Source organism: Mycobacterium appelbergii (assembly GCF_032883035.1).
In the GTDB taxonomy this organism is placed as follows: Bacteria; Actinomycetota; Actinomycetes; order Mycobacteriales; family Mycobacteriaceae; genus Mycobacterium; species Mycobacterium appelbergii.
In genome coordinates, this window is sequence record NZ_JAMQTH010000012.1 from 56,801 (window position 1) to 83,486 (window position 26,686).

Consider the following 26,686-nt stretch of genomic DNA (forward strand, 5'->3'; position numbering starts at 1 on the left):
GAACCAGGAGACCACCAGTGAGCGTGCCCGCACGCCCGGCGCCTTTGTTCGCCGACATCGAGGATGTCGCGCGACGGCTGGCAGAAACCGGCTACCTGCCCGACACCGCCACCGCCACAGCGGTTTTCCTGGCCGACCGGCTGGGCAAGCCGTTGCTGGTGGAGGGTCCGGCCGGGGTCGGCAAGACCGAGTTGGCCCGCGCGGTGGCCCAGACGACCGGCTCGGAATTGGTGCGGCTGCAGTGCTACGAAGGGGTCGACGAGGCCCGCGCGCTCTACGAGTGGAACCACGCCAAGCAGATCCTCCGGATCCAAGCCGGGCAGAACGCCAGTGGAGACTGGGACCAGACCAAGATGGACGTGTTCAGCGAGGAGTTCCTGCTGAGCCGCCCGCTGCTGACCGCGATCCGGCGCACCGATCCCACGGTGCTGCTGATCGACGAAACCGACAAGGCCGACATCGAGATCGAGGGCCTGCTGCTCGAGGTGCTCTCGGATTTCGCGGTGACGGTGCCCGAGCTGGGCACGATCACCGCGGAGCGTGCGCCGTTCGTACTGCTCACCTCGAATGCCACCAGGGAACTGTCGGAGGCCCTCAAGCGTCGCTGCCTGTTCCTGCACATCGACTTCCCCGACGCGGACCTGGAGCGACGCATCCTGCTGTCGCGGGTGCCCGAGTTGCCTGTGCACATCGCCTCGGAGCTGGTGCGCATCATCGGCGTACTGCGGGGCATGCAGCTCAAGAAGGTGCCGTCGGTGGCCGAGACGATCGACTGGGGCCGCACGGTGCTGGCGCTCGGGCTGGACACCATCGATGACGAGATGATCGCGGCCACCCTCGGGGTGGTGCTCAAACACCAGTCCGACCAGCAACGCGCATCCGGCGAGCTCCGGCTGAATTGACAGGGGAGAGCTGATGGCGTCCCGCCGGACCCGACCACCCCAGCCGCTGGCCCCGAACGGCCTGCCGGGGCATCTGGTCGAGTTTGTCGAAGCCCTTCGCGGTCAAGGCATCTCGGTGGGGCCGTCGGAGACCGTTGATGCCGGCCGGGTGATGACGGTGCTCGGTCTTGGCGACCGTGAGGCGCTGCGTGAGGGAATCGCCTGTGCGGTGCTGCGTCGCGCCGACCACCGTGACACCTACGACGCGATGTTCGACCTGTTCTTCCCGGCCGCGCTGGGGTCGAGGACGGTGCTGTCCGACGACGATTCGGCTGACGCGGGCGACCGTCCGGAAGGCTTGCCGCCCGATGACGTCGAAGCGATGCGGGCGGCGTTGGTCCAGCTGCTCGCGGACAACGAGGAGCTGGCGAACCTCGACGAACGCCTCGCGGCGATGATCGCGCAGATCGTCGAGGCCTACGGCCGCTACAACTCCAGCCGCGGCCCGTCGTACTCGTCATACCAGGCGTTGCGGTCCATGAGTCTGGACGATCTGGAGGGCCGCCTGCTCGCGGGGCTGCTCGCGCCGTACGGCGACGAGCCCACGCCGACCCAGGAGGAGATCGCCAAGGCGCTGGCTGCGCAGCGGATTTCTCAGCTGCGCAAGATGGTCGAAGCGGAAACCAAGCGACGCACCGCCGAGCAGCTCGGCCGTGAACACGTGCAGATGTACGGCGTGCCTGCACTGGCCGAGAACGTGGAATTCCTGCGTGCCTCGGGTGAGCAGCTGCAGCAGATGCGCCGGGTGGTGGCGCCGCTGGCGCGAACACTCGCGTCGCGCCTGGCCGCCCGCAGGCGCCGGTCGCGGGCCGGCGAGATCGACCTGCGTAAGACGCTGCGCAAGTCGATGTCGACCGGTGGGGTGCCGATCGATGTGGTGCTCAAGAAGCCGCATCCCGCGCGGCCGGAACTCGTGGTGCTCTGCGATGTGTCCGGTTCGGTGGCCGGCTTCAGTCACTTCACACTGCTGTTGGTGTCGGCGCTGCGGCAGCAGTTCTCGCGGGTCCGCGTCTTTGCTTTCATCGACACCACCGACGAGGTCACCGACCTGTTCGGCCCGGACGCCGACCTGGCGGTGGCGGTACAGCGCATCACCCGCGAAGCCGGCGTGTACACGCGTGACGGGCACTCCGACTACGGGCATGCGTTTGTCTCGTTCCTGGAGAAATATCCGAGCGTGCTCTCGCCGCGCAGCTCGTTGTTGGTGCTCGGCGACGGGCGTAACAACTACCGCAACCCGCAGAGCGAGCTGCTTGCGCACATGGTCTCCTCCAGCCGGCACGCGCACTGGCTCAACCCGGAACCCCGACATCTGTGGGGCAGCGGGGATTCCGCCGCACCGAAGTACAGCGACGTGATCGCCATGCACGAGTGCCGGTCGGCCAAACAGCTGGCCTCGGTCATCGACGGGCTGCTGCCTGCCTGAGCGGGACCGGGCCACGATTCGCGCCGGTTCAAATGCCCGTGGACGCTGCCGTAAGCTGGCTATTCGTGGCTTCTCGACGCAGGATAGGCGTGATGGGCGGGACGTTCGATCCTATCCACAACGGACACCTGGTTGCGGCCAGTGAGGTTGCCGATCTGTTCGAATTGGACGAAGTCGTGTTCGTGCCGACCGGACAGCCGTGGCAAAAGCATCACCGGCAGGTCACCGAGGCTGAGGACCGGTATCTGATGACGGTGATCGCCACGGCGGCCAATCCGCGGTTCTCGGTCAGCCGGGTCGACATCGACCGGGCCGGGCCGACCTACACCAAGGACACGCTGCGCGATCTGAGAAACCTCAACGCAGACGCTGATCTGTACTTCATCACTGGCGCCGATGCCCTGGCGTCGATTCTGTCCTGGCAGAACTGGGAGGAGCTGTTTTCGATGGCGAGATTCGTCGGCGTGAGCCGGCCCGGCTACGAGCTCGACGGTGAGCACATCGCGGCGGCCATGAAGGAACTGCCGCCCGATGCCCTGACCCTGGTCGAGGTGCCTGCGCTGGCAATCTCGTCCAGCGACTGTCGCAACCGTGCGCAGCAGGCCCGGCCCATCTGGTACCTGGTTCCCGACGGGGTGGTCCAGTACGTGACCAAGCGTGCGCTCTATACCGCGGACGCGAAGCAGAGCGTACGCAACGACCCGAGTGTTGCCCGATGACGGCGACGACGGAGGCCCTCGCGATGGCAGAAGTGGCGGCGCGTGCCGCGGCGGCCAAGCTCGCCGACGACGTGGTGGTCATCGACGTGTCCGGCCAGCTGGTCATCACCGACCTTTTTGTGATCGCATCGGCCGCCAATGAGCGCCAGGTCAACGCGGTCGTGGACGAGGTCGAGGAGAAGATGCGGGTGGCCGGATACAAACCGGCCCGTCGGGAAGGCACCCGCGAGGGGCGCTGGACGCTGCTCGACTACGTCGACATAGTGGTGCACATCCAGCATCAGGAAGAACGCAACTTTTACGCCCTGGACCGGTTGTGGCGGGACTGCCCGACGGTTCCCGTCGATCTGGGGGAGCAGGAGCCCTCCGAATGAGGGTTCGCCGGCTGGTGCTGTTGCGCCACGGTCAGACCGAGTACAACGCGGGCAACCGGATGCAGGGGCAGCTCGACACCGAACTGTCCGATCTGGGGCGTGAGCAGGCCGCCGCGGCCGCCGAGGTGCTGGCAAAACGCCAACCGTTGTTGATCGTGTCGTCGGATCTGCGTCGCGCCCTGGACACCGCGGTGACCCTGGGCGACCGCGCCGGTGTCGCCGTCCAGGTGGATGAGCGGTTGCGTGAGACCCACCTGGGGGACTGGCAGGGGTTGACCCATCTCGAGGTCGACGCGGCGGTCCCGGGGGCCCGGTTGGCTTGGCGAGACGATGCGCGGTGGGCCCCGCACGGTGGCGAGAGTCGCGTGGACGTCTTCGAACGCAGCATCCCGTTGGTGGCGGAACTCGTCGTCGGACAACATGATTGGGGCATCGATGCGCCGGAACGGCCCGTCGTTCTGGTGGCGCACGGTGGGCTGATTGCCGCATTGACGGCGGGGCTGCTCGGCCTGCCCGTGGAAAACTGGCCGGTACTGGGTGGCATGGGGAATGCCAGCTGGGTCCAGCTGTCCGGCCACTCCGAGGACGCGGGCGGTTTCGACGACATCCGGTGGCGTCTGGACGTGTGGAACGCTTCCGCGCAGGTGGCCAACGATGTCCTCTGAGGAGGCCGCCGGTCGCAAGTCGACCCTGCTGGTCTTCGCCGATTCACTGTCCTATTTCGGCCCGACGGGCGGTCTGCCGTCGGATGACCCGCGGATCTGGCCCAACATCGTCGCCGACCAGCTGGGCTGGGAGCTGGAGCTCATCGGCCGGATCGGCTGGACCTGCCGCGACGTCTGGTGGGCAGCGACCCAGGATCCCCGATCCTGGGCGGCGTTGCCCCGCGCGGGCGCGGTGATCTTCGCGACCAGCGGCATGGACTCGCTACCCTCACCGCTGCCGACCGCGCTGCGTGAATCGATCCGTTATCTCCGTCCGGCGTGGTTGCGGCGCTGGGTTCGCGACGGATACGGCTGGGTGCAACCACGACTGTCGCCGATCGCGCGCTCTGCGCTGCCGCCTCAGGTCTCGGTCGAGTATCTCGAAATGACCCGCAGTGCCATCGATTTCAACCGGCCGGGGATCCCCGTGGTGGCATCACTACCGTCGGTGCACATTGCCCAGACTTACGGGAAAGCCCATCACGGGCGCGAACCCACGGTGCGGGCGATCACGGCATGGGCCGCCGAGCGCGAGGTCCCGCTGGTGGATCTCAAGGCCGCTGTCGCCGACGAGGTGCTCAGCGGCCGCGCGAACCCCGACGGCATCCACTGGAATTTCGAGGCACATCGGGCGGTGGCCGAACTCATGATCAAGGCACTTCTGGAAGCGGGTGTATCACAAGAGAATTCGGCTCACTGAGATGGCCGTCGTGGTGGTGACCGACTCATCGTCGCGCCTTGAACCCGATCAGCGGGTGCAGTGGGCGATCCGGCAGGTGCCGCTGCACGTGCTTGACGACGGCACCGATCTCCGTGACGGCGTGGATCGGATGCCTCACGACATCCACGACCGGGCCAAAGTCACCACTGCGGGGGCGACGCCGGTGGAACTGGCCGAAACCTATCGGCAGGCATTGGTCGACAGCGATGGCGAAGGTGTTGTCGCGGTGCATATTTCCGCTGCCTTGTCGAGCACCTACAGTTCGGCGGTGCTGGCAGCCCGCGAGTTCGGTCCAGCGGTGCGGGTGGTGAACTCCCGGTCGGCGGCGATGGGGGTCGGCTTCGTGGCGCTCGCCGCGGCGAGATCCGCGCACGCCGGCGAGGGTCTGGATGCGGTCGAGACTGCGGCGCGCGCCGCGGTGCCACGTGGGCACGCGTTCATCGTGGTGCACCGGTTGGACAATCTGCGTCGCAGCGGCCGGATCGGCACCGCGGCATCCTGGTTGGGTACCGCGCTGTCACTCAAACCGCTGTTGTGCCTTGACGTCGACGGTCGTCTGGTGCTGTCCCAGCGGATCCGTACCGCATCGAAAGCCCAGGCCGCACTGATCGACCAGGTCGCCGAGGTGATCGGCGAGGGGCGCGCGGACGTGGTGGTGCATCACGTCGACAATCACGATGCGGCTGACCAGATCGGCGCGGCGCTGACGTCCCGGCTGCCGCAACTGCAGTCCCTGTCGGTCACCGAGATGGGACCGGTGCTGGGCGTGCACGTCGGCGCGGGTGCGGTCGGGGTGTGTCTGTCTGTCAGCCGCTGAAACGTCCGGTGATCGGCGGCAGGTCGGCGAGCGTGACGATGCCGGGCGGGGCGGCAACGACCGCGGGCACCGCATTGGTGACCGGCAGCGCGGTGTAGATCATTCCCAGTCCCATGAAGCCGGGCTCGGTCCAGTCTTTCGGCGGCAGGCAGTGCAGCACCGTGCGCATGTTGGGCAGCCCGAAAACCTGGACGACGTGGCCGTGCTCAAGGGGTTTGGGTGGGGTGACGTGATCGCCCATGGTCCAGTTGAACCCGACGCTGACCACATTCTTCTCGCCGACCCAGCCGCGGTGGTAGCCGTGCACACCGGCCACGGTGCCGGTCGGGATCTGCATGAACCCGAGGTCGGAATCGCCGGTGGCGGGCGTGAAGGTGACGTCGAAGGTCATCCGGTCCAGTTTGGCGCCGATCGCGTCCGCCATCATCGCCGCGGCTTCGGCAAACACCTCGCTCTCGCGGCGCACGTTCTCGGCCAGTCCGGGGGTCTCCGGTGATTGCGAAAAGCCCATTGCGGTTTGCGTTTCGGCGGACTCGTAGGTGGAGCAGTCCACCGACTCGGTGATGCGGATCTCGTCGACCCGCTCACAGGCCCCCGACAGCACCATGCCCACCAGGTTCGACATGCCGGGATGGGCACCGCTGCCGAAGATGGTGGAATTGCCTGTCTCACATGCCTTGCGGATACGCGCCAGGTCCTCGGGGGACTGCTTGCCGCCGGTGATCCAGGCGGCGCTGGAGCACACGTTCACCCCGGCAGCGAGCAACCGGGTCAGCTCGTCGATATCGGGCCACAGGGGGTTGTAGCAACACGCGTCGGGTTTGAGCGCGATCAGTTCGTCGATGGAATTCGTAGCCAGCACGCCGGTCGGCTCCGGCCTGCCTGCCAGTTCGGCGGCGTCGACACCGACCTTGTCGGCCCCGTGCGCGTACACCCCCACCAGTTCCATGTCGTCACGGCCGATGATTGCGTGCAGGGAACGCCTGCCGATGTTGCCGGTGGTCCATTGGATGACGCGGATCGGTTTATGCGCTGCGGTCATGGATCGTCTCCTCGATGAGCCTGCACTTGCGGTAGACAGTAGCGAGGATCTGTTCAGTGCTGCTGGGCGGGGCGTCGGCGCCTGTCCTGGCGGGAGTCCCTCTGGCGACGCACAATCGGAATGTGGGGTCCGCAGAGACTCCATGAATCGAGGGCAGATCATGAACATGCTCTATTCACTCGCGGTCACCGCGGCCGCCGTGTCCGCTCTGGCCTGGTTGTGGGTCGCGAACATCCGTGTGGTCAGGCAGTACGAGCGCGGTGTGGTGTTCCGCTTCGGCCGGGTCCGCAACAGTGTCCGCCAGCCCGGGCTGACGATGTTGATTCCGGTCGCGGACCGGCTGCAGAAGGTCAACATGCAGATCATCACGATGCCGATCCCGGCACAGGACGGCATCACGCGCGACAACGTGACGGTACGGGTCGATGCGGTGATCTACTTCAGCGTGGTGGACCCGGTCCGGGCCGTCGTCGACGTGCAGGACTACATGTCGGCCATCGGTCAGGTCGCACAGACGTCGCTGCGGTCGATCATCGGCAAGAGCAACCTCGACGACCTGCTGTCCAACCGCGAGCGGCTCAATCAGGGCCTGGAATTGCTGATCGACAATCCCGCGGTGGGCTGGGGCATTCACATTGACCGGGTCGAGATCAAGGACGTGGTGCTGCCGGATTCGATGAAGCGGTCGATCGCCCGCCAGGCCGAGGCCGAGCGGGAGCGGCGGGCGCGGGTGATCACCGCCGACGGCGAACTCCAGGCATCTGAGAAGCTCGCCGCGGCCGCCGATGTGATGTCGGCCGAGCCCGCGGCCCTTCAGCTTCGACTGCTGGAGACCGTCGTCGAGGTCGCCGCGGAGAAGAACTCCACGGTGGTGCTGCCGTTCCCGGTCGAATTGCTGCGGTTCCTTGAGCGGGTGACGCCCGAGCGGCCGGCCGGGACCTGATCAGGCAGGTCCTGGTCATGGAGAGTGGCACCGACCGTTCGGTGACCGGCTCGTGACGAGTTATCCCCAAACCCGCTTTTGTCCACAGCCCGGCACTGCTGCGCTGCTGGCGACCCCGAAACGTCCGCATTCCCACCTACCGTCGGGCACATGCGAACCGAACTGCCGGCGCAGCGGCTGCGCCGTCGACTCGGCGCCGAGGACGACCGCGACGACGCCGACGCCGACACCGAGATCGAGACCGACACCGACCCGTCCGAACCGGCCGACACCACGTTGTCGCGATGGCTGCCGGACACCACGACCGGTAACGGCTCCGGCTGGCTGGCGACGGTGCGGGCCGATCCCGGCCGTGCGGGGGTGCTGGCTCTGGCAGCGGTGGGCGTGTTGGCTGTGCTGGTCACGGTCTTCACGTTGATCAGGGATCAACCACCGCCGGTGAGTGCAGCGAATCTTCCTCCGGTACAGATGGTTTCATCGGCAGGCCCGACGCCGTCGGGTGCCGCCCCCGGCGGGCCTGTTGTGGTCAGTGTGGTCGGTCTGGTGCACAAGCCGGGACTGGTGACGCTCAAGGAGGGGGCCCGGATCGCCGACGCACTCGAGGCGGCAGGCGGGCCCCTCGACGGTGCGGATCTCATCGGATTGAACGCGGCCCGCCGCGTCGCCGACGGTGAACAGATCGTGGTGGGTATCGCTGCACCGCCGGGGCAGCCGACCACCATGGGAAGCTCCGTCGCCGGCGAAACCCCCGCACCGTCCGGCACCGCGCCAGCGGATGCCCCGACTGCTCCGGTGGACCTCAACGCCGCGTCCGCCGAGCAACTGGACACGCTGCCGGGGGTCGGACCGGTCACCGCCGCGGCCATCGTCGCCTGGCGGGACGCCAACGGCCGATTCGGCAGCGTCGACCAACTCGGCGAGGTCGACGGGATCGGCCCGGCACGGCTGGAGAAACTACGGGAGCTGGTCCGGGTGTGACGACGCCGCAGCCCGAGGAGGAGGGCCTCGATCTGCGTCTGGTCCCGGCGGCGCTGACCGCGTGGGCGGTCACCGCAGCCGGAATAGTGTGGTGCACAGCCGGTTCGGTCGTCACGGCACTGGTGGCGGTGATGCTGGCCGCGGTGACGGCCGCCCGGTTCAAGACGGGTTCGGGCACCCCGATCTGGGCCGCGGTACTGGCGGTGGCGGTCGTCGGTACCGGATTCGCCATCGCGGTGGGCTTGCGAACCCACCAGCTGCGCCAGCACCCGCTGACCAGCCGGTACGGCAGTACGGTCACCGTGGTGGTCGCCGCGAGTGAGAGCCCACGGGTGCTGAACGGCGGCCGGATGATGTTCCGCGGCGTGCTGGCCGAACTCGACGGCACGGCGATATCGGGGCGGGTACTGGTATTCACCCCGGCCACCGGATATGCCGACCTGACCGCTGGACGTCCGGCCCGGTTCCGGGCCGCCGTCGCCCGGCCCGCCCGCCGGGACCTCAGCGTCGCGACCCTGGCGGCGGTCGGACGGCCGGTACTGGGCGAAGCTTCGCCGGTGCAACAGGTCGCCCAGACGGTCAGGGTCGGCTTCGCCGATGCCTCGCGTGCGGCGCTGCCGGTTGACGAAGCGGCGATGTTGCCCGCGTTGGTGCTGGGGGACACCTCTACTGTGAGTGGTCAGCGCACCGCACAGTTCCGGGCCGCCGGTCTGACGCATCTGACCGCGGTTTCGGGCGCCAACGTCACCATTGTGTGCGGCGCGTTGCTGTTGGCCGCGGGGTTGGTGGGCCCGCGGATCGCGGTGGTACTGGCCGCGCTCGGACTGCTCGCGTTCGTCGTGGTCGTCGAACCGTCGGCGAGTGTGCTGCGGGCGGCGATCATGGGCGGGGTCACCCTGCTCGCCGTGCTGACGCACCGGCGGCGCCGGGCGATCCCGGCCCTGGCCGCCAGCGTCATCGTTTTGATGACCGCCGCGCCGGAGTTGGCTGTCGACGCCGGTTTCGCGTTGTCGGTGTGTGCGACAGCGGGAATCGTCGTGATCGCCCCGGTGTGGACTCGGCGTTTGGAATCGCGTGGCTGGCCGCGCCCGTTGGCGGCCGCCGTCAGCGTGGCGGTGGTCGCCCAGTTGGTCACCGCCCCTCTGGTGGCCGGGATATCGGGCACCTTCAGTGTGGTGGCGGTTGCGGCGAACCTTGCCGTCGCCCTGGTGATTCCGCCGATCACTGTGCTGGGCACCGCGGCGGCGGCGATGTCGGCGGTATGGCCGGCCGGTGCACACCTGCTGATCCGGTTCACCGGCCCCGAACTGTGGTGGCTGCTATCGGTCGCGCGGTGGGCGTCCGCGTTGCCCGGGGCTGCGGTGCCGACGCCGTCGGGGCTGCCCGGCGTGCTGCTGGTGGCCGTCGGCGGTGTCGCGTTGACGGTGATGTGGCGGCGGCGCTGGACACGTCACGGCCTGACGGGGCTGGCGGTGTGCCTGTTGGCGTGGACGGTGGCGGGTGCACTCCAAACCTGATTGCCGGTGCTGTCGGGCCGTCATGAAACGATCATGGGCGTGAGTCAACAGGCCGACGGGCTGCACCTGGTGCTCGGTGACGAAGAACTACTGGTCGAACGCGCAGTCGGAACCGTGCTGCGAGCGGTACGCAAGCAGGCCGGGGTGGACGACGTGCCGGTGGACCGGATGCGCGCCGGCGAGGTCAGCACCAGCGAGCTTGCCGAGCTGCTGAGCCCGTCGCTGTTCGCCGACGAACGCATGGTGGTGCTCGAGGCGGCGGGTGAGGCGGGTAAGGATGCCGTCGCGCTCATCGCCGCGGTCGCCGCCGATCTGCCGCCCGGCACCGTCCTCGTGGTCATCCACTCCGGTGGCGGTCGTGCAAAGGCGCTGGCCGATCAGCTCAAAAAGCTTGGCGCCCAGGTACATCCGTGTGCGCGGATCACAAAGCCCGCAGAGCGCGCCGATTTCGTGCGTCGCGAGTTTCGCAGCCTGCGGGCCAAGGTGTCCGACGACACCGTCACCGCGGTGCTCGACGCGGTCGGATCGAACATCCGCGAATTGGCCGCGGTCTGCTCGCAGCTGGTCGCCGATACCGATGGCGAGGTGAACGCCGCAGCGGTGCGGCGCTATCACAGCGGCAAAGCGGAGGTGAAGGGGTTCGACATCGCCGACAAGGCGGTCGTCGGCGACATCGCGGGCGCCGCAGAGGCGCTGCGGTGGGCGATGCTGGCCGGGGAACCCCATGTGGTGCTGGCCGATGCACTTGCCGAGGCCGTGCACACGATCGCGCGGGTCGGTCCACTCTCAGGGGATCCGTACCGGCTGGCCGGTGAGGTCGGCATGCCGCCGTGGCGAGTGCAGAAGGCACAGAAGCAGGCACGCCGATGGTCGCGTGAGTCGGTCGCCGAGGCGATGCGGGTGGTGGCCACGCTCAACGCAGACGTAAAGGGCGCAGCGGCAGATGCCGACTACGCCCTTGAGGCGGCGGTGCGCAAGGTTGCGCAGCTCGCCGCCGGGTGAGCGATCAGAGCTTGTTGAACGCCAGGGTCAGGGCCGACTTCTTGTTCGCGGCCTGGTTCTGGTGGATGACGCCCTTGCTGGCGGCCTTGTCGAGCTGACGGTTCGTCGTCGCGAGCAGCTCCGCGGCCTTGTCCTTCTCGCCGGCGTCGACGGCCTCGCGGAAGCCGCGGACGGCCGTGCGCAGCGACGACTTCACCGACTGATTGCGCAGCCGACGACGCTCGTTGGTGCGGATGCGCTTTTCCTGCGACTTGATGTTGGCCACGTAGAAGTTCCTTCTTGATTCTCTCGCTGGGGTTACGAAGTCTGTGCGCTCACCCGTACAGCGGGTAGCGACTGTTCAGGGTACCAGCGCGACGTCTCATCTCCCAAAGCGGCGGCCGGTGAATCCCTCACCTCGGACACTGTTCTACCACGTCAGCCGGGCCGCCGGCGAGATCACCCGGTGGGCTTATTGCACACGCCGGGATGGACTTCGACGCGGAGCAGGTCATCGCCCAGTTCGATCTGACGCTCGAACTCCGCGGCCGCCAGCGCCCGCCACTGGTCTTCGGTGCCGGGGGCGATGCCCGGCACATAGTGGGTGAGGATGAGGATCCCGACACCGGCCCTGGTGGCGGTTGCCGCAGCTTCACCTACCGACGAGTGGTAGTCGCAGATGTCACGGATTCGTTGCTGAGGAAGCGCTTCGATCAGGTCCTTGCGGATGACGGTGTGCACCAGTGCGCCCGCCCCTGCCGCCAGCGCGTCAAGGCTGGCACACGGCACGCTGTCGCCTGCGAGTACCACCGATGCGCCGGCATGCTCGACGCGGAACCCGATGGTGGGTGCTACCGGCCGATGATCGGTGGGGGCCACCCGGATGTGCACTCCGTCGTCGTCCCACACCACCCCGTCGGTGTATTCGTGAACCTCGACCGGTGGCGGGGCGGTCAGGTCGGCGTGGTGGGCGATCCGGTATCCGATGTCGAAGCCGAACGCCTTCAAAGTCGCGTCGACCACCGCGGCGGTCCCCGGCGGTCCGATGATCGGCAGCGGCGGCGCATCGGGGGTGAACGTGCTCACCCAACGCGAGATGATCACGTCGCCCAGATCCGCGATGTGGTCGCTGTGCAGGTGCGTGAGCAGCAGTGCCGTCAACGCATTTGCGCTCACCCCGATCGCCGCGGCCCGCTGCAGCACACCGCGGCCCGCGTCGACGAGGAACGTCTGGTTGCCGGCCCGCACCAGGGTCGACGGGCCGGCCCGGTTCGGATCGGGAATGGGGCTGCCGGTGCCGAGCAGGGTGACCTCGATCATGGCCCAGGTATACCTGGCCGGGCAGGGGCGGCGTGGTCGAATGGCGCCCCAGGGCGTCGCGTGCGAGGAGACCCCTTTCGCGCAGGCCGCCGCCGCCTTAGCCTGGTGTGAGGTGGATCACGATCGGAGGCGGCGATGCGGATCGCGGACGTGCTGAAGAACAAGGGCGCGGCGGTGACGACGATATCTCCGGAGGCCACAGTGGCCGAACTGTTGGCCGGCCTCACCGAGATGAACATCGGCGCCATGGTGGTGATCGGGCCGGGCGGGCGGCTGGCCGGCATCGTCTCGGAGCGAGACGTGGTGCGCAGACTTCACGAGCGGGGCAGCAGCCTGCTCGCCCAGCCGGTGTCGGAGATCATGTCGACGGTCCTTGCGACGTGCACACCGCGCGACACCGTGGACCACCTCAGCGTGTTGATGACCGAAAACCGGGTGCGTCACATCCCCGTGCTCGACGACGGCAGGCTCGCCGGAATCGTCAGCATCGGCGACGTGGTCAAGACCCGGATGGAGGAGCTGGAAGCCGAACAACAGCAGCTGCAGGCATACATCACGCAGGGGCGTTGACCGGAAGTACCGTTGGCGGCCATGACCATTGATGTGTCCGCTGCGCGACGAGGCGAGATCGCCTCATTGGCCGCAACGTTGGGCCGAGCCTTCTACGAGGACCCCGTCATGGTGTGGATGATGCCCGGCGACGCGCGTCGCGGACGCGGGCTGTCCCGGATGTTCGCCACCATGACGCGGCACCATTTCCTGGCCGCCGGGGCCGCCGAGGTGGCCCACCGGGACGGTGCGCTGGGAGCGGCGGCGTTGTGGGACCCGCCGGGACGCTGGAAGCACACGCGACTCGAAGAGCTGTTGATGATGCCGGGTTTCGTACGTGCACTCGGGCGCCGGGTCACCCGTGGTCAGCGGCTTGCCGAGCTGATGAAGGAGCACCACCCCGAGGAGCCGCACTGGTATCTGTCGGTGATCGGCAGTGATCCCTCGGTGCGTGGCGGCGGGTTCGCGCAGGCGCTGCTGCATTCGCGCCTCGACCGGGTCGATGCCGAGCACGCACCGGCCTACCTGGAATCGAGCAATCCCGACAACGTCGGGTACTACCAGCGGTTCGGCTTCGAGGTGACTGGTGAGATCGCTGTGCCCGACGGGGGACCCCTCATGACGGCGATGTGGCGGCAGCCACGGTAGGGCAGATGTGGCGGCAGCCAGCGGTGATCTGCCCTAACCGAACACTCCCGACATATTGAGGATGAGCAGCACGCCCGTCGCGACGAAGAGCACAACGAGCACTGCGAGGGCGACCAGGCCCGTGACCGATGTCGGCGTGAGCTTTCGTCTCGGGCGGGGTTCGGGCTCCCCAAGTCCCGAAGTCTGCCCGGAGTCCGGTGGCGTGGCACCGGGTGCAACGCCACCGCCGGGCTCCAGGTCTGGAGTATTAGCGGGGTCGGGATCGGGTGGCACAGCGGTCATGGGCTAGGGATGCCCGATCGTGCCGAATTAATGCCACCCGCCGGCTCAACTCCAGGCGTATTCGGCCCGCAGTCGCGCCGCGACCACTTCGAACCGGTCGCGGGCCAGGATCGCGCCTTCGCGGCGGATCCCCTCCTCGGGCACGTCCAGCACCCGGTCCAGCCGCACCCAACTAGGCCGGGCGTCGTAGTCCCAGTCGCCGCTGCCGATGCCGACCCAGTCGGGATCCATGTGGTGGTAGTCCTGGCTGGACAGCATCAGCCCGAGCAGGGTGTCGTGGTCGCGGCCGACCACAAGCACCGGGCGGTCCTTGCCCCTGGTCGGGTCGTCTTCGTAGACGACCCAGGTCCACACAATCTCCCCGGGATCGGCACGACCGTCCAGGTCAGGGGCGTACACGAGCTTGCGGGCCCGGTGAGCGGTGGGCACGCTGTGCTCTGAGACGGGCCGACCGGCAGTGATCGCCGGGGTGGTGTTGGCAGGTCCACCGGCCAGGACCTCGAAACCCAGCTTGATGCCTTGTTGAATGCCCTGCTGCACGGTGCGCGGCATGTTCTCCGGCTTCTGCAGTTGGCGGACGAACTTCGGCGCCTCGTTGAAGACGAGGTTCTCCGCGAAGCGCTGGAACGCCTTCCACTGCGACGCCATGTGACGAGCATATGTCAGCGCCCCACCCGGCGATTGTGTCGCGACGGTCCACCCTGGATACCCTGGAGTCGCACAACACGTGCGCGCCACACACGCTCACCAGGAGATTCCCATCAGCAGTTTCGCCGACAAGACCTTCACTGCGCCGGCGCAGATTCGGAACTTCTGCATCATCGCGCACATCGACCACGGCAAGTCGACGCTGGCCGACCGGATGCTGGGCATCACCGGCGTCGTCGCCGACCGTGACATGCGGGCCCAGTACCTGGACCGGATGGACATCGAGCGCGAACGCGGCATCACCATCAAGGCGCAGAACGTGCGGCTGCCGTGGCGGGTCGGCGACGAGGAGTTCGTGCTGCACCTGATCGACACCCCGGGCCACGTCGACTTCACCTATGAGGTCTCCCGCGCCTTGGAGGCCTGCGAGGGGGCGGTGCTGCTGGTGGATGCCGCGCAGGGCATCGAGGCGCAGACGCTGGCGAACCTGTACCTGGCGCTGGACCGCGACCTGACGATCATCCCGGTGCTCAACAAGATCGACCTGCCTGCCGCCGATCCGGACCGGTACGCGGGCGAGATCGCGCACATCATCGGCTGTGAACCGTCCGACGTGCTGCGGGTGTCGGGCAAGACGGGCGTCGGTGTGCGCGAGCTGCTCGACGAGGTGGTGCGGCTGATTCCGGCACCGGTCGGCGATGCCGACGCGCCCGCGCGGGCGATGATCTTCGACTCGGTCTACGACATCTACCGCGGCGTGGTGACCTATGTCCGCGTGGTCGACGGCAAGCTCAACCCGCGCGAGAAGATCAAGATGATGTCCACCGGCGCCACCCACGAGTTGCTGGAGGTCGGCATCGTCTCGCCCGACCCGAAGGCCTCCGACGGGCTGGGTGTCGGCGAGGTCGGCTACCTGATCACCGGGGTGAAAGACGTCCGTCAGTCCAAGGTCGGCGACACCGTGACGACCGCGCGCCACGGCGCCGCCGAGGCGCTGACGGGCTACCGCGAGCCCAGGCCGATGGTGTATTCGGGTCTGTACCCGGTCGACGGCTCGGACTATCCCGTGCTGCGCGAGGCTCTTGACAAGTTGCAGCTCAACGACGCCGCCCTGACCTATGAACCTGAGACTTCGGTGGCGCTGGGGTTCGGGTTCCGCTGTGGCTTCCTCGGGCTGCTGCACATGGAGATCACGCGGGAACGCCTGGAGCGCGAGTTCAACCTCGACCTGATCTCCACGGCACCCAACGTCGTCTACCGGGTGATCAAAGAAGACAATTCGGAGATGACGGTGACCAATCCGTCGGACTGGCCGGAAGGCAAGATCCGCGCCGTTTTCGAGCCCGTGGTGAAGACGACCGTCATCGCGCCCAGCGAGTTCATCGGCACCATCATGGAGTTGTGCCAGAGCCGCCGCGGTGAACTCGGCGGAATGGACTACCTGTCGCCTGAACGCGTCGAGCTGCGCTACACGTTGCCGCTGGGCGAGATCATCTTCGACTTCTTCGACTCGCTGAAATCGCGCACCCGCGGCTACGCCAGCCTGGACTACGAGGAGGCAGGCGAGCAGGAGGCCGACCTGGTCAAGGTGGACATCCTGCTGCAGAGCGAGGCTGTCGACGCATTCTCGGCCATCGTCCACAAGGACGGTGCGGCAGCGTACGGCAACAAGATGACCACCAAGCTCAAGGAACTCATTCCGCGACAGCAGTTCGAGGTGCCGATTCAGGCGGCGGTCGGATCGAGAATCATTGCACGGGAGAACATTCGGGCCATCCGTAAGGATGTGCTCTCGAAGTGCTACGGCGGTGATATCACCCGTAAGCGCAAGCTGCTGGAGAAGCAGAAAGAGGGCAAGAAGCGCATGAAGACCATTGGCCGCGTCGATGTTCCGCAGGAAGCGTTCGTCGCCGCGCTGTCCACCGATGCCACCGCGGACAAACCCAAGAAGTAGCCGTCAGCACGCGGTGGCCGAGGCAACCGGCCGTGGCCGCCGCAACAGTTCGCCCCAGGCGACACAGGTTTCGGTGTGCTGCGGTGAAGGACGGCCTGCGGCCAGCGCGACCAGAGCCGAGGCGGTGGTGCCGATGCCGACTCCGGTCTGTTTGACCACGTCGACCAGTTCCTCGAACGCCTCGCCTTCCGAGCAGCCCTGCAACCCGACGAGGATGCCGATTGCGACGTCGATGACGCGGCGTGAGGTGTCGGGCCCGGTGTGGTGGCTCATCGATTCTCCTTGGGGGTGAAAGGGTGTGATGAGCCCTGGATACACCGTGAAGCTGAGACTTGGCTTGGTGTGGCGGTCAGCCGACGCGCAGCACCGCCTTGCCCGCGACCTTGCGGTTCAGCAGGGCCTCGGCGGCGGCGGAGATGTTCTCCCACGAGTCGCGCAATCCGATCTGCGGGTCGAGTTCGCCATCGGCGAGTAGACCCAGCAGGTAGCGCAGGTCGTCGTGAAAGGGTGCCCGAACGGTGAACGGTTCCAGGCGCTTTCGCCTGCCGAGCCGACGTTCCTGTTCGAAATTGATCGTGGTGGGTTCATTGGAGGCCATGCCGATCGACTGCACCGATCCACCGTCATCGACCAGGCTGAAGGCCTGTGCCAATAGTTTTCCGCCGACGTTGTCGAGCACGCCGAACACCGGGTCGGTCACGTCGTCGAGCCCGACGAGGACTTCCGCGGCACCCAACTCTGCCAGGCCCTCGCCCCGGGCGGGACTGCCGACTGCGGCGAGCACGTGCGCACCGGCCCGGGCCGCAAGCTGAACGGCGAAACGTCCGACCCCACCGGATGCGCCGGTGACCAACACCCGACGCCCGACGACGGGACCGAGGGCCCGCAGCGCCTGCAGGGCGGTGACCCCCGCGACAGGAAGGGCCGCGGCTTCATCGAATTCGACGAACTCGGGCAGTTCCACCAGATTCTCGGTGGACACGGCGCGCCGTTCGGCCCAGCCGGCCTCACCGCTGAAGCCGACCACCCGGGTGCCTGCGCACGGACCGGATCCGTCGGCCGCGGCCTGCGCGACGATCCCCGCGCTGTCCCAACCCGGCACCTCACCGGGCCGGCGCATGTGTTCGATGAAGTGCAGCTCGCCGAAATTGAGAGCGATGGCATGCACGTCGATCAACGCTTGCGACTCGGCCACGGGCGGTTCGGCCACCTCGTCGAATCGCACATTGGCACGGGCTTGCGGGTCGTAGACGATGGCACGCATGCCCTGGCAAACCTCCGCGGCCCTCGGGCCTATTCCCGGCGCTCACAATTTTCGTAAGGTGCGGTGGTGAGCCTGCAGGATCGGATCGACTGGGATGCGACGTATCGGGCGCGCCCGCCGGCCGCGGGCGATGGGCCGCCACGCAGTTTTGCGCCGCATGCGGGCGCCTTCCCGGTGGCGGGAACAGCGCTCGACGTGGCCTGCGGGCAGGGTCAGGCTTCGGTGTGGCTGGCCAAACGTGGCCTGCAGGTCTGGGGTGTCGACGTGTCGCCCGTGGCCGTCGAACAGGCTGCGGCGCTGGCCGCCCGCGAGGCGGTCGCCGATCGCTGCCGTTTCGACGTGGTCGAACTCGACGAGGGCCTGCCGCCGGGACCGTCGGCCGACGTCGTCCTGTGCAATCGATTCCGTGACCGGAGGCTGGACGGCGCACTCGTCGAGCGCCTCGCCCCGGGCGGTGTCCTGGCGATCTGTGTCCTCAGTGAGGTCGGCGGCCCGGTGGGACGGTTCCGCGCCGCGCCCGGTGAGCTGGCCACCGCCTTCGCCGGACTCACGGTGATCGCGGCCGACGAAGGCGCCGGCGAGGCCTGGCTGCTGGCACGAAAGTAGCCGCCCCGAGCCGACCCCGCGCTACATCGGGGCGTTGGCGGGCTGGAAGATGCCGGTGCTGTCGGCCTCCTCTTCGGCGCGGATGACGTGCACCACGGCGTTGATCAGCGCCAGGTGGGTGAACGCCTGCGGGAAGTTGCCCAGGTGGCGCCCGGTGCGCGGTTCGATTTCCTCGGCGTAGAGGTGCAGTGGGCTGGCGAACGACAACAACCGCTCGCACAGCCGCTTGGCGCGGCTCACCTCGCCGATCTCGACCAGCGCAGAAACCAGCCAGAACGAACAGATCGTGAAGGTGCCCTCTTCGCCGGCCAGCCCGTCGTCGGTCTCCTGGACGCGGTAGCGCAGTACGAGACCGTCCTCGGTGAGCTCATCGGCGATGGCCAGCACGGTGGCCCGCACGCGCGGGTCATTGGCAGGCAGGAACCGGGTCAGCACGGCCAGCAGCAGTGACGCATCGAGCGCGTCGTCGCCGTAGCGCTGGGTCAGCACACCGCGCGAGTCCACTCCGCGGGCCAGAATGTCGGCCCTGATCTCCTCGGCGATCGCCCGCCACTGTTGGGCGTAGCTCTTCTCACCCTGCAGCTCGGCCAGCTTCGAGCCGCGGTCCAGCGCCACCCAGCACATGATCTTGCTGGAGGTGAAGTGCTGCGGTTCGCCGCGCACCTCCCAGATTCCGCGGTCGGGTTCCTTCCAGTGTTTGATGGCCTCCTCGACCTGATTCTTGAGCACCGGCCACAGTGCATCGGGAATCTGCTCGCGCGACTTGGCATGCAGGTACACCGAATCCAGCATGGTGCCCCAGATATCGTGCTGGCGCTGGTTGTAGGCGCCGTTGCCGATGCGCACCGGGCGGGCGTTGTCGTAACCCGACAGGTGCAGCAACTCCTCCTCGACCAGGCTGCGCTCGCCACCGACCGCATACATCACCTGGAGCGGGTGCCGCTCACCGTTGTTGGCACCCGACACATCGGCGATGAACGAGAAGAAATCGTCGGCCTCGCGGTCCAGCCCGAGCGTGTAGAGACCCCACAGTGCGAATGTCGAGTCCCGGATCCACGAGTAGCGGTAGTCCCAGTTGCGTTCGCCCTGCGGGGTTTCCGGCAGTGAAGTGGTGGGTGCGGCCAGCAGCGCGCCGGTCGGGGAGTAGGTCAGGCCCTTCAGGGTCAGGGCGCTGCGCTGCAGGTATGACCGCCACGGGTGATCGGGGAAGTCACCGACGTTGATCCACTGGCGCCACGACTCACTGGCCTGCCACATCTTGTCGGCCGCCTCGTCGAAGGTCTGCGGCGCGGGATGCTTGGACCAACTGAGCGCGACGAAGACGTTGTCGCCCTCTTTGAGGCGGGTCCTGGCCCGCGCTTCGCGGCCCTCCAGGCCGATGCGCAGGTTCGTGGTGAGGCGCAGCGTCGGATGCGAGTCGGGATTCTTGCTGGCACGGGCGATGGCCTCGCCGTAGGCCGGGCCCGAGTACTCCCAGGTCGCGCTGGCCCGGTGGTAGTCGAACGCCGGTTCGCAGTTCATCACCATCTCGACGGTGCCGCTGACGCACTTCACGGTGCGCAGCAGGATGTGCTCGGCATCCCAGTCCATCGGGGTGCGCCGGTGCGTGCGCGACCGGGTTTCGATGTCATGCCAGGGGCCCATCACCAACGCGTCCCGCACGATCACCCAACCCGTGTGGGTTTGCCAGGTGGTTTCCAGAATCAGGCTGCCCGGCAGGTATCGCCGCGCGGCAGGCACGCTCACCCCGTACGGCCCCAGCCGGAAGTGACCTGCGCCGCGGTCGAGGATCGACCCGAACACGCTGGGCGAGTCCGGTCGCGGCACGCACATCCATTCCACCGAACCCGCCGACGAAATGAGGCAGGTGTTCTCGCAGTCGGACAGGAACGCATAGTCGGCGATCGGCGGGAAGGGGTTTCTCAGCGAGCTGATCGGCGTGTACGCCGGCGCTGTGACGGTCAGCGGAGTCTTCGACTCCGATTCGGCCTGACCGGACGCGCCGTCGGTGGTCTCAGTTTGTTGCAGAACCATGCGCACATCATCAACTGCCGGTGCGTCCTGCGTCTACCCGGCGGGAGCGTGTCGAACGTTACCGGTCACCGGGGATGAATTCGGCCCCGTCGCCTAGGCTGACCAGGTGGGCGGAATCCTGAGCTGGTGGGACGGGGTCGAGCTGTGGCTGACCGGGCTGCCGTTCGTGGTCCAGACCGCGGTGGTGATGCCCGTGGTGCTGATGCTGGCCTACGGCAGCGCGCTGCTGCTCGACGGCGCGCTGGGGCGTGGCATCAACGGCATCCGTCTGCTGCGCGGGGCCGGCGCCGACGGGCAACCCGACGAAGTGCCGGCCTTTGTGGACGCAGAATGACCGGTATGCCCCGTTCACGTGTCACATTGGTCTTGCTGCTGTTGGTGGTGCTTGTCATCGTGATGTGGTTGCTGACCCGCTGACCCGATCGCTGCGGAGGTGAGGACACCAGACTCTGTTATTCTTCGCGCTGTGTACGCAGCGTCCGGCAGCACGGGTAGCCACATCCTGGCACTCCTCGCCGTGGGTTCATGCGCTGTTGCTGACGTCGACTGTTGTCGCTGACTCCAACCCGTCCGCGGTTTGGTGTCGGTAGCGGCCATTCGTGTGCCCGATTATTGATCCATCGCCTTCCCGCCTGACGGACCACCACTGTCCGCATGTCTTAAGGAAAGGTCATCAATGCCACGCTTTGGGCCCAACACCATCGGCAAGTTCTGGAGAAACGCCGCCCTCCTGGCGACGACTGGAGTGCTGGCCGTCGGCTGCGGTGGCGGCGCCAGTGACGTCGTCGGTGGTGGCGATGCGACCGGCGGCGCGGACACCAAGCTGACGCTGGTGGCCTACGCGGTACCGGAGCCGGGATGGAGCAAGATCCTTCCGGCGTTCGCCGCCACCGAGGAAGGCAAAGGCGTCGGCGTGACCGCGTCCTACGGCGCCTCCGGCGACCAGTCACGGGCCGTCGTCGACGGTAAACCCGCCGATATCGTCAACTTCTCCGTCGAACCCGACATCACCCGGCTGGTCAAGGCGGGCAAGGTGGCCGAGGATTGGAATGCCGGTAACACCAAGGGCATTCCGTTCGGTTCGGTGGTATCGCTGGTTGTCCGACAGGGAAATCCGAAGGGCATCAAGGATTGGGACGATCTGCTGCAGCCCGGCCTCGAAGTGGTCACCCCGAGCCCGCTGAGTTCAGGCTCGGCCAAGTGGAATCTGCTGGCGCCGTACGCGGCGAAGAGCAACGGCGGCAAGGATTCGGCGGCCGGCCTCGATTTCGTCGACAAGCTGGTGACCGAACACGTCAAGACCCGCCCGGGTTCTGGACGGGAAGCCACCGACGTGTTCTTGCAGGGCACCGGTGACGTGCTGATCAGCTACGAGAACGAGGCGATCAACGTCGAGCGGCAGGGCAAGCCCGTCGAGCACATCAATCCGCCGCAGACCTTCAAGATCGAGAATCCGGTGGCGGTGGTCGACACGAGCCCGCACGCCGCGGCGGCGCAGGCACTGGAGAACTATCTCTACACGCCCGAGGGGCAGAAGTTGTGGGCCGAAGCGGGATTCCGGCCGGTCGATCCGGCGGTGGCGGCGGACTTCGCCAAAGACTTCCCGACACCGGAGAAGCTGTGGACGATCGACGACCTGGGTGGCTGGAGTGATGTCGACCCCGCGTTGTTCGACAAAGACCACGGTTCGGTCACCGAGATCTACAAGAAGGCGACTGGATGACCGCACCCGCGGAGACTTCGCCCGCGCCTGCCGCGGTGTTTCCCGGCGCGGGGCACAACCGCTACGGCGGCAGCTCGTTGCGTGTCGGCGCCGCGTCCATCTGGTTGAGCGTGATCGTGTTGCTGCCGTTGGCCGCCATCGTGTGGCAGGCCGCGGGCGGGGGATGGGACGCGTTCTGGGCAGCGGTGACATCCAACGCCGCACTGGACTCGTTTCGGGTCACGTTGACCATCTCGGCCGGGGTCACCGTGATCAACGCGGTGTTCGGCCTGCTGGTCGCGTGGGTACTGACGCGCGACGAGTTCCCGGGTAAGCGCCTGGTGGATTCCGTGATCGACCTGCCGTTCGCGTTACCGACAATAGTGGCCAGCCTGGTGATGCTGGCGCTGTACGGGCCGGCGAGCCCGATCGAACTGCATCTGCAGCACACCAAATGGGGTGTCGGGATCGCGCTGTTGTTCGTCACGTTGCCGTTTGTGGTGCGGTCGGTGCAGCCGGTGCTGCTCGAACTCGACCGGGAAACCGAGGAAGCGGCGGCCTCGCTGGGGGCCAGCAACCGGGTCATCTTCACCAGAGTGGTGCTGCCCGCACTGCTGCCCGCTCTGCTGTCCGGCGGCGGGCTGGCGTTCTCGCGGGCGATCGGCGAATTCGGTTCGGTGGTGCTGATCGGCGGCGCGGTACCCGGTGAGACCGAAGTGTCGTCGCAGTGGATCCGCACCCTGATCGAGAACGATGACCGAACCGGTGCGGCCGCGATCTCGATTGTGCTGCTGCTTATTTCGTTCCTGGTGCTTTTCGTGCTGCGGGCGGTGGGATCGCGCGTGGCCAAACGTCAGGAGCTGGAGGCGTGACACTCTCACCGTGGGCGCGCAACCTCGCCCGGTACGTGGCGCTGGCCTACATCACCGTCCTCGTGGTCGTGCCGGTCGGCTTGATCCTGTGGCGCACATTCGCCCCCGGTCTCGGCGCTTTCTTCGCCTCGGTCAGCACACCGGCGGCGATTTCGGCGCTGCACCTGTCGCTGCTGGTGGTGGCGATCGTGGTGCCGCTCAACGTGCTGTTCGGGGTGCCGACGGCGCTGGTGCTGGCACGCAACCGGTTCCGCGGTAAGAGCGCGCTGCAGGCCGTCATCGATTTGCCGTTCGCGGTCTCACCGGTGGTGGTGGGTGTTGCGTTGATCCTGCTGTGGGGATCAGCCGGGCTGTTCGGCTTCGTGGAGAACAACCTGGGTCTGAAGATCATCTTCGGCTTTCCCGGCATCGTGCTGGCCAGCATCTTCGTGACCATTCCGTTTGTGATCCGCGAGGTCGAACCCGTTCTGCACGAGATCGGCACCGACCAGGAGGAGGCCGCCGCCACGCTGGGTTCCAGCTGGTGGCAGACGTTCTGGCGGATCACCCTGCCCTCGATCCGGTGGGGGTTGACCTACGGGATCGTGCTGACCGTCGCCAGGACCCTCGGCGAGTTCGGCGCCGTGATCATGGTGTCGTCGAACTTGCCGGGCGCGTCTCAGACGCTCACGCTGTTGGTGGCCGACCGTTACAACCGCGGCACCGCCGAGTCGGTGTACGGCGCGTACGCCATCTCGACATTGTTGATGGTCGTCGCAGTGGTTGTCCTGGTCGTCCAGGTGGTCCTCGACCGGCGCCGTGGCCGGGCGCAGCAGTAGGCCGCGAGAAGGAGTTAGAGGTATGACTGACGCGATCGTGGTGCGGGGCGCCAACAAGCATTACGGCGAGTTCGCCGCACTCGACAACATCGACTTCGAAGTGCCGTCGGGATCGCTGACCGCGCTGCTCGGGCCTAGTGGTTCCGGCAAGTCGACACTGCTGCGGGCCATCGCCGGACTGGACCAGCCCGACACCGGGACCGTGACGATCAATGGCCGCGACGTCACCGGGGTCCCGCCGCAACGGCGCGGCATCGGATTTGTGTTCCAGCACTACGCGGCCTTCAAGCACCTGACCGTGCGCGACAATGTCGCGTTCGGCCTGCGGATCCGCAAGCGGCCCAAGGCCGAGGTTGCCGAGAAGGTGGACAATCTCCTGGAAGTGGTCGGCCTCAGCGGTTTTCAGACCCGTTATCCGAATCAACTGTCCGGCGGCCAACGCCAGCGCATGGCGTTGGCGCGCGCGCTGGCGGTCGATCCGCAGGTGCTGCTGCTCGATGAGCCGTTCGGTGCCCTTGACGCCAAGGTGCGCGACGACCTGCGGACCTGGTTACGTCGTTTGCATGACGAGGTTCACGTCACCACGGTGCTGGTGACCCACGATCAGGCCGAGGCGCTCGACGTCGCCGACCGCATCGCGGTGCTCAACAAGGGCCGTATCGAGCAGATCGGTTCGCCGACGGAGGTGTACGACGCACCGGCCAACGCGTTCGTCATGTCCTTCCTCGGTGCGGTCTCGGAACTCAACGGAATCCTGGTGCGCCCGCACGACATCCGGGTGGGCCGCAACCCCGAGATGGCTATCGCCGCCGACGACGGCACCGCGCAGGTCACCGGGGTGCTGCGGGCAGCCATCGCGCGCATCGTGATGTTGGGTTTCGAGGTGCGGGTGGAGCTGATCAGTGCCACCAACGGGCAACCGTTCACCGCCCAGATCACCCGCGGTGATGCCGAGGCGCTCGGCCTGAAAGAAGGCGACACCGTTTACGTGCGGGCCACGCGGGTGCCGCCGATCGCGGGCGCCCGCCAAGATGAGCGGGCTCACGCGCCCGACGCGGTGACCGTCACCTGACGCCGACCGTCGGGGTAGTCAGGCCAGCGCCAGGAACAGCTTCTCCAGTTCGGCGACGTCCATCGGTTCGGCGCCTTCACCGGTGACACATTCCCGTAGACCCGTTGCCACGATCTTGAATCCGGCACGGTCGAGCGCGCGCGAGACCGCGGCAAGTTGGGTCACGACATCCTTGCAGTCGCGGCCCTGCTCGATCATCGATATCACTCCCGCGAGCTGGCCCTGTGCCCGGCGCAGCCGGTTGAGGACAGCGGCGATGGCCTCCTGGTCACCAACCATCATGTGTGCCTTTCGAAGCCGAAGTCGTTGTCACTTGAGATTGTACCCATGGGGGTATCTGGTCCGGGTCAGGCGAGTTGGCCCGCGGATGCCCAGGCTCCATAGCCGCCCAGGATGTCGCTCACATCGGTGAATCCGTGCCGGCGCAGCAGGCTGGCCGCCACCGAGGAGCGGTACCCGCCGGCGCAGTACACGACGGTCGGCAGGTTCGGATCGAGCTCGCCCACCCGCTCCGGGAGCAGGCCCACCGGAATGGTGAGTGCACCGGGGATCGTTCCGCCGCTGGTCTCGCCGGGATTACGCACGTCCACGATCTGAAGGTCGGTGATGTCGGTGGCCCGTTGCGTGAAGGCCTCGGCGGTCAGCCGGGATGCCACCTGAACGTCATCGCGATGCTCGAACATCGTCTGTTCCGGCGCATCGAGATAGCCGACGACACGGTCGAATCCGATGCGGGCGAGCCGATTCCTGCCCTCGATCTCCTGACCCGGGTCCGTGACCAGGACGATGTCCGTCTCTGGCTTGACCACCGAGCCCGCGAACTCCGCGTACCGTCCGCCCAACCCGATATTGAGCGCATCGCGCAGATGTCCCAGCGCGAACGCTTCGGGACTGCGGCCGTCGAGTAGCACTGCGCCGGCGGCGACCGCGTCGGTGGCCTGGCGGTAATTCATGGCGGGCGGCGCGACATCCTCGTCGAGCAGTGCGCGGTCTTTGCGGTTCAGGATCGCGTCGTATACGAAATAGCTTGGGGCAGGCTGTTGCCCGGCGGTAACGAGATCGACGAACGACTGTTTGTCCGGTGCCTGCAATGCGTAGTTGGTTCGCTTCTGCTCACCCATGGTCGACCACAAGTCGGTGGAGAGGTTCTTGCCACACGCCGAGCCTGCGCCGTGTGCGGGATACACCCGGGTTGGATCGGGGAGCGTCATCAGCTTCTCGTGCAGCGAGTGGAACAGCTTGTCGGCCAACTCGTCGCGGGTGAATCCGATCGAAGCCAACAGGTCGGGCCTGCCGACGTCGCCGATGAACAGGGTGTCCCCGGTGAGGACACCGTAGGGCACGGCATCGCCGGCGTGCTCGTAGACCACGATGCTCACCGATTCGGGGGTGTGGCCGGGGGTATGCCGGAATTCGAGGGTGACCTCGCCCAGTGAATAGCGTTGGCCGTCCTCGACACCCATGAAATCGAACTCAGGCTGGGCCACGGAGGAGTACACGATCGTCGCACCGGTTGCCTCGGCCAGTTCGAGGTGGCCAGAGACAAAGTCGGCGTGAAAGTGGGTCTCGATGACCAGTTCGATCCGCAGGCCGAGATTCGCGGCATCGGCCACGTACTCCGAAACGTCGCGTTGCGGGTCGACGACGACCGCACGCCCGGTCGTTTCGTCGCCGACCAGGTACGACGCGTGTGACAGACAGTCCAGGTAGTACTGGATGAACTTCATGTCGGCTCCTTTGCCTTGCGCAGAGAT

At 67.1% G+C, this 26,686-nt stretch carries 31 protein-coding genes; 21 read left to right on the plus strand and 10 right to left on the minus strand.

All coding sequences use genetic code 11. The features are described from left to right. The first annotated feature begins 17 nt into the window (after nt 1-17). From M1247_RS25410 to M1247_RS25440, 7 genes are read left to right on the plus strand one after another with little or no spacing between them, the layout of a single operon-like run. Nucleotides 18-902, plus strand: a complete 885-nt coding sequence (locus M1247_RS25410) for an AAA family ATPase (protein ID WP_317159180.1) — start codon at nt 18-20, stop codon at nt 900-902. A 13-nt stretch (nt 903-915) separates the two neighbouring features. Next, on the plus strand, nt 916-2,367 hold the full coding sequence (locus M1247_RS25415) for a vWA domain-containing protein (RefSeq protein WP_317159181.1): 1,452 nt from the start codon (nt 916-918) through the stop codon (nt 2,365-2,367). Between the two features lie 32 nt (nt 2,368-2,399). Continuing rightward, a complete protein-coding gene (nadD, locus tag M1247_RS25420) occupies nt 2,400-3,086 on the plus strand; it encodes a nicotinate-nucleotide adenylyltransferase (protein ID WP_317159182.1) in 687 nt (228 codons plus the stop codon). Next, a complete protein-coding gene (gene rsfS / locus M1247_RS25425; protein WP_317159183.1) occupies nt 3,083-3,460 on the plus strand; it encodes a ribosome silencing factor in 378 nt (125 codons plus the stop codon). Before nadD ends, rsfS begins: the two co-directional genes overlap by 4 nt. Then, complete coding sequence (gene gpgP / locus M1247_RS25430; protein WP_317159184.1) at nt 3,457-4,125, plus strand: glucosyl-3-phosphoglycerate phosphatase; 669 nt, start codon at nt 3,457-3,459, stop codon at nt 4,123-4,125. The genes rsfS and gpgP overlap by 4 nt, the downstream gene beginning before the upstream one ends. After that, entirely contained in the window at nt 4,115-4,864 is a 750-nt protein-coding gene (gene octT / locus M1247_RS25435; protein ID WP_317159185.1) for a diglucosylglycerate octanoyltransferase, read from the plus strand. The genes gpgP and octT overlap by 11 nt, the downstream gene beginning before the upstream one ends. A 1-nt stretch (nt 4,865) precedes the next feature. Further along, the gene (locus M1247_RS25440; protein ID WP_317159186.1) at nt 4,866-5,702 is read left to right on the plus strand and encodes a DegV family protein; all 837 of its coding nucleotides are present in this window, start codon (nt 4,866-4,868) and stop codon (nt 5,700-5,702) included. Here the strand turns inward: M1247_RS25440 and M1247_RS25445 are convergent. After that, nucleotides 5,692-6,744: an NAD(P)H-dependent amine dehydrogenase family protein gene (locus M1247_RS25445; RefSeq protein ID WP_317159187.1), complete on the minus strand. Its 1,053-nt coding sequence runs from the start codon at nt 6,742-6,744 to the stop codon at nt 5,692-5,694. The genes M1247_RS25440 and M1247_RS25445 overlap by 11 nt on opposite strands. Nucleotides 6,745-6,904: 160 nt before the next feature. On the opposite strand from M1247_RS25445, the gene M1247_RS25450 reads away from it, so the two are divergent. The 4 genes from M1247_RS25450 to holA all read left to right on the plus strand — a co-directional run bounded on the left by M1247_RS25450 (nt 6,905) and on the right by holA (nt 11,184). Beyond that, nucleotides 6,905-7,687 (plus strand): SPFH domain-containing protein, encoded by a 783-nt coding sequence (locus M1247_RS25450; protein WP_317159188.1) that lies wholly within the window; start codon nt 6,905-6,907, stop codon nt 7,685-7,687. 150 nt (nt 7,688-7,837) lie between these two features. After that, a complete protein-coding gene (locus M1247_RS25455; RefSeq protein ID WP_317159189.1) occupies nt 7,838-8,665 on the plus strand; it encodes a helix-hairpin-helix domain-containing protein in 828 nt (275 codons plus the stop codon). After that, nucleotides 8,662-10,182 (plus strand): ComEC/Rec2 family competence protein, encoded by a 1,521-nt coding sequence (locus M1247_RS25460; RefSeq protein ID WP_410506938.1) that lies wholly within the window; start codon nt 8,662-8,664, stop codon nt 10,180-10,182. Before M1247_RS25455 ends, M1247_RS25460 begins: the two co-directional genes overlap by 4 nt. A gap of 33 nt (nt 10,183-10,215) precedes the next feature. Further along, a complete protein-coding gene (gene holA / locus M1247_RS25465) occupies nt 10,216-11,184 on the plus strand; it encodes a DNA polymerase III subunit delta (RefSeq protein WP_317159190.1) in 969 nt (322 codons plus the stop codon). Nucleotides 11,185-11,188: 4 nt separating this feature from the next. On the opposite strand, the gene rpsT is transcribed toward holA, so the two are convergent. After that, complete coding sequence (rpsT, locus tag M1247_RS25470) at nt 11,189-11,449, minus strand: 30S ribosomal protein S20 (protein ID WP_317159191.1); 261 nt, start codon at nt 11,447-11,449, stop codon at nt 11,189-11,191. Nucleotides 11,450-11,622: 173 nt separating this feature from the next. After that, complete coding sequence (locus M1247_RS25475; protein WP_317159192.1) at nt 11,623-12,483, minus strand: ribonuclease Z; 861 nt, start codon at nt 12,481-12,483, stop codon at nt 11,623-11,625. A 135-nt stretch (nt 12,484-12,618) separates the two neighbouring features. Here M1247_RS25475 and M1247_RS25480 point away from each other — a divergent pair, with 135 nt between their 5' ends. Both M1247_RS25480 and M1247_RS25485 read left to right on the plus strand, forming a co-directional pair. Continuing rightward, nucleotides 12,619-13,053, plus strand: coding sequence for a CBS domain-containing protein (locus M1247_RS25480; protein WP_317159193.1), 435 nt, complete (start codon nt 12,619-12,621; stop codon nt 13,051-13,053). Nucleotides 13,054-13,074: 21 nt separating this feature from the next. After that, complete coding sequence (locus tag M1247_RS25485; protein WP_317159194.1) at nt 13,075-13,680, plus strand: GNAT family N-acetyltransferase; 606 nt, start codon at nt 13,075-13,077, stop codon at nt 13,678-13,680. Nucleotides 13,681-13,713: 33 nt separating this feature from the next. Here M1247_RS25485 and M1247_RS25490 read toward each other — a convergent pair whose 3' ends face one another. After that, complete coding sequence (locus tag M1247_RS25490; protein WP_317159195.1) at nt 13,714-13,962, minus strand: DUF6480 family protein; 249 nt, start codon at nt 13,960-13,962, stop codon at nt 13,714-13,716. Between the two features lie 45 nt (nt 13,963-14,007). Beyond that, entirely contained in the window at nt 14,008-14,610 is a 603-nt protein-coding gene (locus M1247_RS25495; RefSeq protein WP_317159196.1) for a type II toxin-antitoxin system PemK/MazF family toxin, read from the minus strand. 79 nt (nt 14,611-14,689) lie between these two features. Between M1247_RS25495 and lepA the strand changes: the two genes are divergently transcribed. Then, nucleotides 14,690-16,564 carry a translation elongation factor 4 gene (gene lepA, locus M1247_RS25500; protein WP_317159197.1) on the plus strand — a complete coding sequence of 625 codons (1,875 nt, stop codon included), beginning with the start codon at nt 14,690-14,692 and terminating at the stop codon, nt 16,562-16,564. A gap of 3 nt (nt 16,565-16,567) precedes the next feature. Here lepA and M1247_RS25505 read toward each other — a convergent pair whose 3' ends face one another. Both M1247_RS25505 and M1247_RS25510 read right to left on the minus strand, forming a co-directional pair. Further along, nucleotides 16,568-16,837, minus strand: a complete 270-nt coding sequence (locus M1247_RS25505) for an ANTAR domain-containing protein (protein WP_317159198.1) — start codon at nt 16,835-16,837, stop codon at nt 16,568-16,570. A 76-nt stretch (nt 16,838-16,913) separates the two neighbouring features. Next, a complete protein-coding gene (locus tag M1247_RS25510) occupies nt 16,914-17,828 on the minus strand; it encodes a zinc-binding dehydrogenase (RefSeq protein ID WP_317159199.1) in 915 nt (304 codons plus the stop codon). 66 nt (nt 17,829-17,894) lie between these two features. Between M1247_RS25510 and M1247_RS25515 the strand changes: the two genes are divergently transcribed. Beyond that, nucleotides 17,895-18,434 (plus strand): class I SAM-dependent methyltransferase, encoded by a 540-nt coding sequence (locus M1247_RS25515; protein WP_317159200.1) that lies wholly within the window; start codon nt 17,895-17,897, stop codon nt 18,432-18,434. 21 nt (nt 18,435-18,455) lie between these two features. On the opposite strand, the gene M1247_RS25520 is transcribed toward M1247_RS25515, so the two are convergent. Then, complete coding sequence (locus M1247_RS25520; protein ID WP_410506939.1) at nt 18,456-20,468, minus strand: glycoside hydrolase family 15 protein; 2,013 nt, start codon at nt 20,466-20,468, stop codon at nt 18,456-18,458. A gap of 106 nt (nt 20,469-20,574) precedes the next feature. Between M1247_RS25520 and M1247_RS25525 the strand changes: the two genes are divergently transcribed. The 6 genes from M1247_RS25525 (at nt 20,575) to M1247_RS25545 (ending at nt 24,932) form a co-directional block, all read left to right on the plus strand. Then, nucleotides 20,575-20,802 carry a hypothetical protein gene (locus tag M1247_RS25525; RefSeq protein WP_317159201.1) on the plus strand — a complete coding sequence of 76 codons (228 nt, stop codon included), beginning with the start codon at nt 20,575-20,577 and terminating at the stop codon, nt 20,800-20,802. A 132-nt stretch (nt 20,803-20,934) separates the two neighbouring features. Further along, complete coding sequence (locus M1247_RS36455) at nt 20,935-21,027, plus strand: Ms4533A family Cys-rich leader peptide (RefSeq protein ID WP_410506940.1); 93 nt, start codon at nt 20,935-20,937, stop codon at nt 21,025-21,027. Nucleotides 21,028-21,144: 117 nt separating this feature from the next. Further along, complete coding sequence (locus M1247_RS25530) at nt 21,145-22,191, plus strand: sulfate ABC transporter substrate-binding protein (RefSeq protein WP_317159202.1); 1,047 nt, start codon at nt 21,145-21,147, stop codon at nt 22,189-22,191. Continuing rightward, the gene (gene cysT, locus M1247_RS25535; RefSeq protein WP_317159203.1) at nt 22,188-23,042 is read left to right on the plus strand and encodes a sulfate ABC transporter permease subunit CysT; all 855 of its coding nucleotides are present in this window, start codon (nt 22,188-22,190) and stop codon (nt 23,040-23,042) included. The genes M1247_RS25530 and cysT overlap by 4 nt, the downstream gene beginning before the upstream one ends. Next, complete coding sequence (gene cysW / locus M1247_RS25540) at nt 23,039-23,860, plus strand: sulfate ABC transporter permease subunit CysW (RefSeq protein WP_317159204.1); 822 nt, start codon at nt 23,039-23,041, stop codon at nt 23,858-23,860. The genes cysT and cysW overlap by 4 nt, the downstream gene beginning before the upstream one ends. A 22-nt stretch (nt 23,861-23,882) precedes the next feature. Further along, nucleotides 23,883-24,932 (plus strand): sulfate/molybdate ABC transporter ATP-binding protein, encoded by a 1,050-nt coding sequence (locus tag M1247_RS25545; protein ID WP_317159205.1) that lies wholly within the window; start codon nt 23,883-23,885, stop codon nt 24,930-24,932. A gap of 18 nt (nt 24,933-24,950) precedes the next feature. Here the strand turns inward: M1247_RS25545 and M1247_RS25550 are convergent, their stop codons facing one another. Together M1247_RS25550 and M1247_RS25555 are read right to left on the minus strand one after the other, a co-directional pair. Then, nucleotides 24,951-25,211 (minus strand): metal-sensitive transcriptional regulator, encoded by a 261-nt coding sequence (locus tag M1247_RS25550; RefSeq protein ID WP_317159363.1) that lies wholly within the window; start codon nt 25,209-25,211, stop codon nt 24,951-24,953. Between the two features lie 68 nt (nt 25,212-25,279). Continuing rightward, nucleotides 25,280-26,659 (minus strand): MBL fold metallo-hydrolase, encoded by a 1,380-nt coding sequence (locus M1247_RS25555; RefSeq protein ID WP_317159206.1) that lies wholly within the window; start codon nt 26,657-26,659, stop codon nt 25,280-25,282. Nucleotides 26,660-26,686: the final 27 nt, after the last annotated feature.

Coding starts and splice junctions, on each gene's coding strand:
- M1247_RS25415 (WP_317159181.1), top strand. CDS start 916: ATGGCGTCCCGCCGGACCCGACCACCCCAGCCGCTGGCCCCGAACGGC.
- nadD (WP_317159182.1), top strand. CDS start 2,400: ATGCCCGTGGACGCTGCCGTAAGCTGGCTATTCGTGGCTTCTCGACGC.
- rsfS (WP_317159183.1), top strand. CDS start 3,083: ATGACGGCGACGACGGAGGCCCTCGCGATGGCAGAAGTGGCGGCGCGT.
- gpgP (WP_317159184.1), top strand. CDS start 3,457: ATGAGGGTTCGCCGGCTGGTGCTGTTGCGCCACGGTCAGACCGAGTAC.
- octT (WP_317159185.1), top strand. CDS start 4,115: ATGTCCTCTGAGGAGGCCGCCGGTCGCAAGTCGACCCTGCTGGTCTTC.
- M1247_RS25440 (WP_317159186.1), top strand. CDS start 4,866: ATGGCCGTCGTGGTGGTGACCGACTCATCGTCGCGCCTTGAACCCGAT.
- M1247_RS25445 (WP_317159187.1), bottom strand. CDS start 6,744: ATGACCGCAGCGCATAAACCGATCCGCGTCATCCAATGGACCACCGGC.
- M1247_RS25450 (WP_317159188.1), top strand. CDS start 6,905: ATGAACATGCTCTATTCACTCGCGGTCACCGCGGCCGCCGTGTCCGCT.
- M1247_RS25455 (WP_317159189.1), top strand. CDS start 7,838: ATGCGAACCGAACTGCCGGCGCAGCGGCTGCGCCGTCGACTCGGCGCC.
- holA (WP_317159190.1), top strand. CDS start 10,216: ATGGGCGTGAGTCAACAGGCCGACGGGCTGCACCTGGTGCTCGGTGAC.
- M1247_RS25475 (WP_317159192.1), bottom strand. CDS start 12,483: ATGATCGAGGTCACCCTGCTCGGCACCGGCAGCCCCATTCCCGATCCG.
- M1247_RS25480 (WP_317159193.1), top strand. CDS start 12,619: ATGCGGATCGCGGACGTGCTGAAGAACAAGGGCGCGGCGGTGACGACG.
- M1247_RS25485 (WP_317159194.1), top strand. CDS start 13,075: ATGACCATTGATGTGTCCGCTGCGCGACGAGGCGAGATCGCCTCATTG.
- M1247_RS25490 (WP_317159195.1), bottom strand. CDS start 13,962: ATGACCGCTGTGCCACCCGATCCCGACCCCGCTAATACTCCAGACCTG.
- M1247_RS25495 (WP_317159196.1), bottom strand. CDS start 14,610: ATGGCGTCGCAGTGGAAGGCGTTCCAGCGCTTCGCGGAGAACCTCGTC.
- M1247_RS25505 (WP_317159198.1), bottom strand. CDS start 16,837: ATGAGCCACCACACCGGGCCCGACACCTCACGCCGCGTCATCGACGTC.
- M1247_RS25510 (WP_317159199.1), bottom strand. CDS start 17,828: ATGCGTGCCATCGTCTACGACCCGCAAGCCCGTGCCAATGTGCGATTC.
- M1247_RS25520 (WP_410506939.1), bottom strand. CDS start 20,468: ATGGTTCTGCAACAAACTGAGACCACCGACGGCGCGTCCGGTCAGGCC.
- M1247_RS25530 (WP_317159202.1), top strand. CDS start 21,145: ATGCCACGCTTTGGGCCCAACACCATCGGCAAGTTCTGGAGAAACGCC.
- cysT (WP_317159203.1), top strand. CDS start 22,188: ATGACCGCACCCGCGGAGACTTCGCCCGCGCCTGCCGCGGTGTTTCCC.
- M1247_RS25545 (WP_317159205.1), top strand. CDS start 23,883: ATGACTGACGCGATCGTGGTGCGGGGCGCCAACAAGCATTACGGCGAG.
- M1247_RS25550 (WP_317159363.1), bottom strand. CDS start 25,211: ATGGTTGGTGACCAGGAGGCCATCGCCGCTGTCCTCAACCGGCTGCGC.
- M1247_RS25555 (WP_317159206.1), bottom strand. CDS start 26,659: ATGAAGTTCATCCAGTACTACCTGGACTGTCTGTCACACGCGTCGTAC.